The 7396-nt window shown below is 70.2% G+C and carries 8 protein-coding genes and 3 pseudogenes; 8 read left to right on the top strand and 3 right to left on the bottom strand.

Annotated features, from left to right (window positions below; translation table 11 throughout):
* Positions 1 to 981, top strand: coding sequence for a tripartite tricarboxylate transporter substrate binding protein (locus JWP65_RS06950; RefSeq protein ID WP_299761933.1), 981 nt, complete (start codon positions 1 to 3; stop codon positions 979 to 981).
* A 17-nt stretch (positions 982 to 998) separates the two neighbouring features.
* Here JWP65_RS06950 and JWP65_RS06955 read toward each other — a convergent pair whose 3' ends face one another.
* Positions 999 to 1220, bottom strand: a complete 222-nt coding sequence (locus JWP65_RS06955; RefSeq protein WP_299761936.1) for a hypothetical protein — start codon at positions 1218 to 1220, stop codon at positions 999 to 1001.
* A gap of 180 nt (positions 1221 to 1400) precedes the next feature.
* On the opposite strand from JWP65_RS06955, the gene JWP65_RS06960 reads away from it, so the two are divergent.
* Both JWP65_RS06960 and JWP65_RS06965 read left to right on the top strand, forming a co-directional pair.
* A complete protein-coding gene (locus tag JWP65_RS06960; RefSeq protein ID WP_299761939.1) occupies positions 1401 to 1871 on the top strand; it encodes an RDD family protein in 471 nt (156 codons plus the stop codon).
* A 90-nt stretch (positions 1872 to 1961) separates the two neighbouring features.
* On the top strand, positions 1962 to 2933 hold the full coding sequence (locus JWP65_RS06965) for a tripartite tricarboxylate transporter substrate binding protein (protein WP_299761941.1): 972 nt from the start codon (positions 1962 to 1964) through the stop codon (positions 2931 to 2933).
* 12 nt (positions 2934 to 2945) lie between these two features.
* Here the strand turns inward: JWP65_RS06965 and JWP65_RS06970 are convergent, their stop codons facing one another.
* Positions 2946 to 3722 (bottom strand): hypothetical protein, encoded by a 777-nt coding sequence (locus tag JWP65_RS06970; RefSeq protein ID WP_299761944.1) that lies wholly within the window; start codon positions 3720 to 3722, stop codon positions 2946 to 2948.
* A 92-nt stretch (positions 3723 to 3814) separates the two neighbouring features.
* Between JWP65_RS06970 and JWP65_RS06975 the strand changes: the two genes are divergently transcribed.
* Positions 3815 to 5041: an MFS transporter gene (locus JWP65_RS06975; protein ID WP_299761947.1), complete on the top strand. Its 1227-nt coding sequence runs from the start codon at positions 3815 to 3817 to the stop codon at positions 5039 to 5041.
* Between the two features lie 195 nt (positions 5042 to 5236).
* Here the strand turns inward: JWP65_RS06975 and JWP65_RS06980 are convergent.
* Positions 5237 to 5420, bottom strand: a pseudogene (locus tag JWP65_RS06980) (ABC transporter ATP-binding protein); the annotation flags it as partial.
* Position 5421: 1 nt separating this feature from the next.
* On the opposite strand from JWP65_RS06980, the pseudogene JWP65_RS06985 reads away from it, so the two are divergent.
* The 4 genes and pseudogenes from JWP65_RS06985 to hutG form a co-directional block, all read left to right on the top strand.
* Positions 5422 to 5648, top strand: a pseudogene (locus JWP65_RS06985) (ABC transporter permease); the annotation flags it as partial.
* A 110-nt stretch (positions 5649 to 5758) separates the two neighbouring features.
* Complete coding sequence (locus JWP65_RS06990; RefSeq protein WP_299761956.1) at positions 5759 to 5908, top strand: hypothetical protein; 150 nt, start codon at positions 5759 to 5761, stop codon at positions 5906 to 5908.
* A 35-nt stretch (positions 5909 to 5943) separates the two neighbouring features.
* Positions 5944 to 6610 (top strand): annotated as a pseudogene (locus JWP65_RS06995) (hypothetical protein); the annotation flags it as partial.
* Positions 6611 to 6644: 34 nt separating this feature from the next.
* Positions 6645 to 7396, top strand: a 752-nt coding sequence (hutG, locus tag JWP65_RS07000) for an N-formylglutamate deformylase (RefSeq protein WP_299761950.1), incomplete at its 3' end; no start/stop codon positions are given.

Below are 7396 nucleotides of genomic sequence, written 5' to 3' on the forward strand. Positions count from 1 at the left end.
ATGATCAGGTCCCCCAGCAAGCGGCTGGCGCTGCACCTGATCGCCGCCACGGCCGCGGCCTGGGCGCTGCCCTCGGCCCATGCCCAGGCCTACCCGTCCAAGTCGCTGCGGGTGGTGGTGGGCTTCACCCCCGGCGGCGCCGCCGACGTGATGACGCGCATCATCGCCAAGGGCCTGTCGGCGGAGCTGGGCCAGCAGGTGATCGTCGACAACAAGCCCGGCGCCGACGGCATCATCTCGGCGCAGGAGGTGATCAAGGCGCCGCCCGACGGCTACACCTTCCTCATGGGCACCAACACGGCGATGGTCGCCGTGCCTTCGCTGCGTCCGGCCCCGCCGTACGAGCCGTTCAAGGCCTTCACGCCGATCAGCTCCGCCGGCGAGTTCTCGATGTTCCTGGCCGTGGCGCCGGGCCTGCCGGTGAAGAACCTGGCCGAGTTCCTCGACCACGTCGCGGCCAGCCCCGGCAAGTTCAACTCCGCTTCCAGCAACAGCGCCGCCGAGCTGGCGATGCTGCAGCTGTTGTCGACGCGCAATGCCAAGGTGGTGAACGCGCGCTACAAGGGCGATGCGCAGGCGCTGACGGACCTGGCCAGCGGCCAGATCCAGATGATCTTCTCGACCGGCACGCTGCTGCCGGCGCTGGTCAAGGAAGGCAAGGCCAAGGCGCTGGTGACGCTGCTGCCCAGGCGCAGCCCTTTGATGCCCGACGTGCCAACCGCGGCCGAACTTGGCATCGGCAAGCTGACCATCACGCCCTGGGCCGGCTTCTTCGGTCCGGCCGGCATGCCGGCCGAGGTCACCGAAAGGCTCAGCGCGGGCTTGCGCGCCGCGCTGGCGCGCCCCGATGTGCGCGACCAGCTGGTGGGGCAGGGCTTTTCGAGCTACGGCATGACGCCGGCGGAGTTCGGCGCCTTCCACAAGCGCCAGTACGACGGCTTCGTGGCGACCGTGCGTGAGAACAACGTCAGGTTCGACTAGGCACCAAGGGCTCGGGCCTAGCGGCTGGTCCCCTTCGCGGCCGATGGGCTTTTCGCGCCGCGGCCTGGCTTGCGCACTCCGCTGAGCTTCTTGCCGCCTTCGGATGGCCGTTCGGCGCGGGCGCCGGCGTCACCGACGCGGCCGGCATGCGGCGCGCCGGCATCCACCTGCACGGGCGGCTTGCGCTGCGCCTGCTTCGGGTCGCCGTCGGGCGGCAGGTGGGTGGCTGGGTTGGGCATGGCGTTCCTTGGTTGCTGAGGCTCAGCGTCGCAAAAGAAAAAGGCTGGCGCAGCAGGAGGGGCGGAGCTCAGCGCGTCGGACAAGCCGCACGTCGCAGCCCGACCGTATCGGTCCCGGCGCCGCCTGGCATAGGATACGTCCGCTGGACGGGGCGCTCCGCCTCGCGCACACGGAGCTGCATGGACCAAGACCTCGAATACGTCGGCTTCTGGGCCCGCACCGGCGCGGCGCTGATCGACCTGCTGCTGCAGCTGGCCATCGTGGCGCCGCTGACGATGGCCGTCTATGGCCGCTACACGGCGCCGGACGACCGGCTCTTCCACGGGACCGGCGACATCCTGATCAACGTGGTGCTGCCGGCGCTGGCGGTGCTCGCGTTCTGGATCTACAAAGGCGCGACGCCGGGCAAGATGGTGATTTCCGCCCGCATCGTCGATGCCGGCACCGGCGAGCCGATGACCAAGGGCCAGGCCGTGCTGCGCTACCTGGCCTATTTCGTCTCGCTGCTGCCGCTCGGGCTGGGCTACCTGTGGGTGGCGCTCGACCGCCGCAAGCAGGGCTGGCACGACAAGATCGCCGGCACCGTGGTGGTGCGGCCGGCGGGCCAGGAGCCGGTGCGGTTCCCGCACAAGGACCGCACGGGCTCCTAGCATCCACCCCCTGTTCAACGCGGCGCCCAAGCCTTAAGCTTTTGTTGCCGCTGGCCTGGCCGACGGCGCCATCCACCGACAGGAGACAGCATGCAGCGTCGCATCGTCCTGGCCGCCGCCGTCGTGGCCGCTGCCACCGCCACCGGTGTCCACGCCCAGGCCGCCTGGCCGGCCAAGCCGATCACCTACATCGTCCCGTTCGGGGCCGGCGGCACCACCGACATCCTGGCCCGGATGATCACCGTCAAGGCCGGACCGGCCCTGGGCGCCACCTTCGTGATCGAGAACAAGCCGGGCGCGGGCGGCGGCGTCGGCAGCGACTTCACGGCCAAGGCGGCGCCGGACGGCTACACCATCCAGGGCGGCACCGTCAGCTCGCATGCCATCAACGCCAGCCTGTACAGCAAGCTGCCGTACGACCCGGTCAAGAACTTCCAGCCGATCACCATGATCGGCTCAATGCCCAACATCCTGGTGGTGCGCTCCGACAGCCCTTACCAGAGCGTGCAGGACGTGATCGCGGCGATCAAGGCCAGGCCCGGCGGCATCAGCTATGCATCGTCGGGCAACGGCACTTCGCAGCACCTGTCCGGCGTGTTCTTCGAGCAGACCAGCGGCGGCAAGATGGTGCACGTGCCCTACAAGAGCAGCGCCGAGTCGCTCAACGCGCTGCTGGGTGGGCAGGGCCCGGAGATCATCTTCGAGAACCTGGCGCCGGCGCTGCCGCACATCCAGGCCGGCAAGCTGCGTGCGCTGGGCGTCACCTCGGACAAGCGCGCGTCGATGCTGCCGGACATCCCGGCCATCAGCGAGACGATGCCCGGCTTCAGCGTGGTCTCGTGGCAGGCGGTGTTCGCGCCGGCCGGCGTGCCCAAGCCCATCGTCGACAAGCTGTCGGCCGAGTTGATCAAGGCGATCAACGACCCGGAGATGAAGGCCAGGCTGGTGGCGCAAGGGATCGAGCCGGGCGGGTCGACGCCGGCGGAACTGGGGGCGTTCCAGAAGGCCGAACTGGAAAAGTGGGCGAAGGTGGTGAAGGCGGCCAACATCCGGATGGATTGAAGGGGCTCCCAGCTACCCCGCTGCCCTGGACAGCGAAAAAATCACCAGCAACCCCAGCCCCGCCGCAATCGCCGCCGACTGCTGGTACTGGTGGCTCTCCGCCTCGGGCACCAGCTCCGTCATGGTCAGGTAGAACATGGCGCCCGCCCCGCCGGCCAGCAGCACGCCCAGCGTGGCCGGTGCCAGGTTGCGCAGCAGGAACCAGCCGGCCATCGCCGAGACGAACAGGGCCAGCCCGATCAGGCTGGTCCAGCCGAGGATGCGGCGGGCCTGGTGCTCGCCACCTTTCTCCCGGATCAGGTCGCCGATGCTCATGGATTCGCTGACGTTGTCGATGATGATGGCCAGGCCGACGATCATTCCCATCGTGGGGTCGGTCGCCGCGCTGACGCCGATCGTCAGGCCTTCGATCAGCTCCTCGGCGCTGGTGCCGCCGGCCAGCACCGTCACCTGGTCGCCGCGCGGCCGCTGGTGCTGGCGCAGCCGCAGCACGCGCTGCCATTGCGAGGCCTTCTCGCCGGCGCTGGCGCCGCGGTGGATGAACAGGTCCAGCGCATAGACGAACGCAAAGCCGGCCGCGAAGCCGGCCACGGCCAGCGGCAGCGAGGCCGACTCGGCCGCCTTGGGCAGCATCTCGAGGGCGAAGGCCCCGAGCAGCGCGCCGGCCGCGAAGCCCACCGCGATCGACAGCCCCAGGGTGCTGGGACGCTTCCAGAGCGCCAGTGCGCCACCCAGCGGCGAGGCCAGGGCGCCGGCCAACGCGATCACCAGCAAAGTGCTGAACTCCATGGGCCGCAATGATCGGCCAACCGGCAGGGGCGGCCGTGTAGGAGCACAGCCCTTGCTGCCGGCCGGGCGCGCCCGCGGGTACGATGCGCCCGGTGCCTGTCCCCGCCCCCGATAGCCTGCGCAGCCTCTTCGCCCAGCAAGCCTTCCTGCGGCTGTGGGCCACCCGCATCCTCGGGGGGCTGGCCACCCAGATGACCATGGTGGCGGCCGCCTGGCAGATGTACGAGCTGACGGGCAGCGCCTGGGATCTCGGGCTGGTCGGCCTGGTGCAGTTTCTGCCCGTGCTGCTCTTGACCCTGCCGGCCGGCCACGTGGCCGATCGCTACCACCGGCCGCGCGTGATCGCCTGGGCCCAGCTGCTGCAGCTGGCGGCCACCGCCTGGTTGCTGGGGTTCAGCTTGGCCGGTCTGCTCTCGCGCGAAGTGCTGTTCGGCGCTTCGTTCCTGCTCGGCACCGCGCGCACCTTCCAGATGCCGGCGCAGCAGTCGCTGGTGCCCAGCCTGGTGCCGCCCGGCATGCTGGCGCGCGCCATGGCCATGAGTTCGTCGGGCAACCAGCTGGCCGTGATCGGCGGGCCGGCCGCCGCCGGCGTGCTGTTCCTGGGCACCGGGATCACGGTCTACGCCGCGGCCACCGTGCTGCTGGTGCTGGCCCTGGTGGCCCTGCTGCAGATCCCGGACCGGCGGCTGGCTTCCACCGCGGCGCCGACGCTGCACTCGATGCTGGCCGGGGCCCGTTTCATCGCCTCGCGCAAGCTGCTGCTGGGGGCCGTTTCACTGGACCTGGTGGCCGTGCTGTTCGGCGGCGCCACCGCCTTGCTGCCGATCTTCGCCAAGGAGATCCTGCAGGTCGGGCCGGAAGGCCTGGGGCTGTTGCGCGCGGCGCCGGCGGTGGGGGCGCTGGCGATGTCGCTGGTGCTCACGCGCACGCCGGTCCGCACGCGGATCGGCCGCTGGCTGCTACTGTCGGTGGCCTGCTTCGGCGCGTGCATGCTGGTGTTCGGCCTGTCCACCCACTTCTGGCTGTCGATGGCGGCGCTGGCGCTGTCCGGCGCGGCGGACATGGTCAGCGTGGTGGTGCGGCAGACGCTGGTGCAGCTGGAAACGCCGCACGACATGCGCGGGCGGGTCGGCGCGGTCAATTCCATGTTCATCGGCGCCAGCAACCAGCTGGGGGAATTCGAATCCGGCGCCACCGCCGCCGTGCTCGGCGCGGTCGGCTCGGTCGTGCTTGGCGGGCTGGCGACGCTGCTGATCGTGGGCGCGTGGTGGAAGTTGTTCCCGCAGTTGCCCAGGCGCGACCGCTTCCAGGAAGACTAGGAGAACGCCCGGCTCAGGGGAACGCGGCCGCCGCGGTCAGGAACAGAACAGCACACACCAGCACCACCGAGGCGGTGAGTTGCGCCAGCAGTTTCCAGGTGGAAGATCGGTTGTTCATGGCCGCAGTGTCGGTCGCGGTCCATGAATGAAGCCTGAACGCCTTGCAGAAAAGCTGGCTCCGCCTCGGGCGGCCAGGGCGGCGGCCCGCTGCGCCTCGACCCGGATCTCCTTGGTCAGGCGCGCCTTGAGGTCCATGAACGCCGGCGTGGTTTTCACCGCGTAGTGGCGCGGGTGCTCCAGCGGCACCGGCTGGTCGCACGTGATGCGGCCTGGGCGGGCGCTCATCACCAAGCACCCGGTTGGCCATGAAGATCGCCTGGGACCGCCGCCTGGCCATCGCGTCGGGCGACGTGCAGTGCGCCGCCGCCATGGTGGAAACCTGGATCGTCTGGAACGCCAGCGGCGTCGCCACCGCGCAGATCTTCCAGCTGGACAAAAGCTATGGCGCCGACGGCATAGTGGTCAGTCCAACCTCGGCAAGATCGGCGACCTGAAAGGCAAGACCGTGGCGGCCAGCGCGCCCGGCACCGCGCCCTACTTCAGGCTGACAACATCCTGCAAGTCGCCGGCGTGGCCAGGACCTTCCCGGCCCGCAACGGCGCATGCTGCGCGTGCGCGGCAGGCACAGCTTCGCGGCCCCCCGGCGCGCTGCTCGCCTTGTATCCTCAGCGCAGCGCCGCCCGCATCTGCGTTGGCGGGCAATTGCTGGACGTGCCGGTTGCGGCACTGGCCTGGTGCCGGATCAGCGTTGCGGTGCAAGTGCTGGTGGTGGTTGACGATGCCCTGTGGATCAAGGTGATGGCGTGAACATGCAGATCTGGTCGCACTGCGACGTGGCCACGATGGCCGCGGATGCGGCTGTGCCTTGCGGGCTGGTTGGCGACGGCGCCCTGGTGGTCGGGGGCGACCGGCTGCTGTGGGTCGGCCCGCGCACCGACGTGCCCGCCGCCTTGCAGCAGGGCTGCAGCCAGCGGCACGATGGCGGCGGCGCGCTCGTCACGCCCGGCCCCATCGATTGCCACACCCACCTGGGTCTACGGCGGCGACCGCGCGCAGGAGTTCGAGCAGCGCCTGGACGGGGCCAGCCACGAGGACATGGCCCGGGCCGGCGGCGGCATCGCGGCGACGGTTCGCGCCACGCGCGCGGCCAGCAGCTGGCCGGGGGCGTCACCACCATCGAGATCAAGTCCGGCTACGGACAGGAGCAGGAGCAGGAGCGCAAGTGCCTGCGGGCGGCCCGCCTGCTGGGCGAGCAAGAGCCGGTGGCGGTGCGCACCACCTGCCTGGGCGCGCGCGCTGCCGCCCGAGTTCGCCGGTCGGGCCGACGCCTACGTGGACGAAGTGCTGCGCATGCTGGCCTTGTTGCACGCGCAAGGACTGGTCGACGCGGTGGATGCCTTCTGCGAGCGCATCGCCTTCACGCCGTGCTGGCCGCCGGACCGCGCGCGGACTTCGTGCGGTGGGACGTGGATCATCCGTCCCAGCTCGCGTATGCGATCGGCAACCGCCCCCATTTGCAAACCATCCGAGGAGGAACCACACCATGAGTTTCCAGCTGCATCGAGGCAGCGCACCGTTGCTGGTGAGCATGCCGCACATAGCCACCGAGATCCCGGCCGACCTGCGCGATGGCTATGTGCCGCGCGCGCACGCCGTGGAGGACACCGACTGGCACCTGGCGCAGCTGTATGCCTTTGCCACCGAGCTGGGCGCCAGCCTGCTGCAGCCGCGCTATTCGCGTTACGTGATCGACCTGAACCGGCCGCCCGACAACACCCCGATGTACCCCGGCGCCTCCAACACCGAGCTGTGTCCCACCCGGTTTTTCAACGGCGATGCGCTGTACGCGGACGGCGCGGCGCCGGACGCCGACCAGCAGCACTGGCGCCGCACCGAGTACTGGCAGCCGTACCACGATGCGCTGGCGGGTGAGCTGCAGCGCCTGCGGCGGGAGCACGGCCGCGTGCTGCTGTGGGACGCGCACAGCATCCGCTGCGAAATCCCGTGGCTGTTCGAAGGCGTGCTGCCCGACCTGAACATCGGCAGCGGCGGCGGCACCAGCGCCGACGCCAGCATCACCGAAGCCGTCGCTGCCGTTGCCGCCCGCGCGGCGCCGTTCACGCACGCCGTCAATGGCCGCTTCAAGGGCGGCTACATCACGCGCAACTACGGCCGGCCGGCGGCCAACGTGCACGCGATCCAGCTGGAGATGACGCAAAAGCTCTACATGAACGAGGCGCCCCCTTACGAGTACCTGCCCGAGCGGGCCGGGCGGATCCAGCCGCTTCTGCGCGA

This window comes from Ramlibacter sp. (assembly GCF_028292805.1).
GTDB lineage: Bacteria > Pseudomonadota > Gammaproteobacteria > Burkholderiales > Burkholderiaceae_C > Ramlibacter.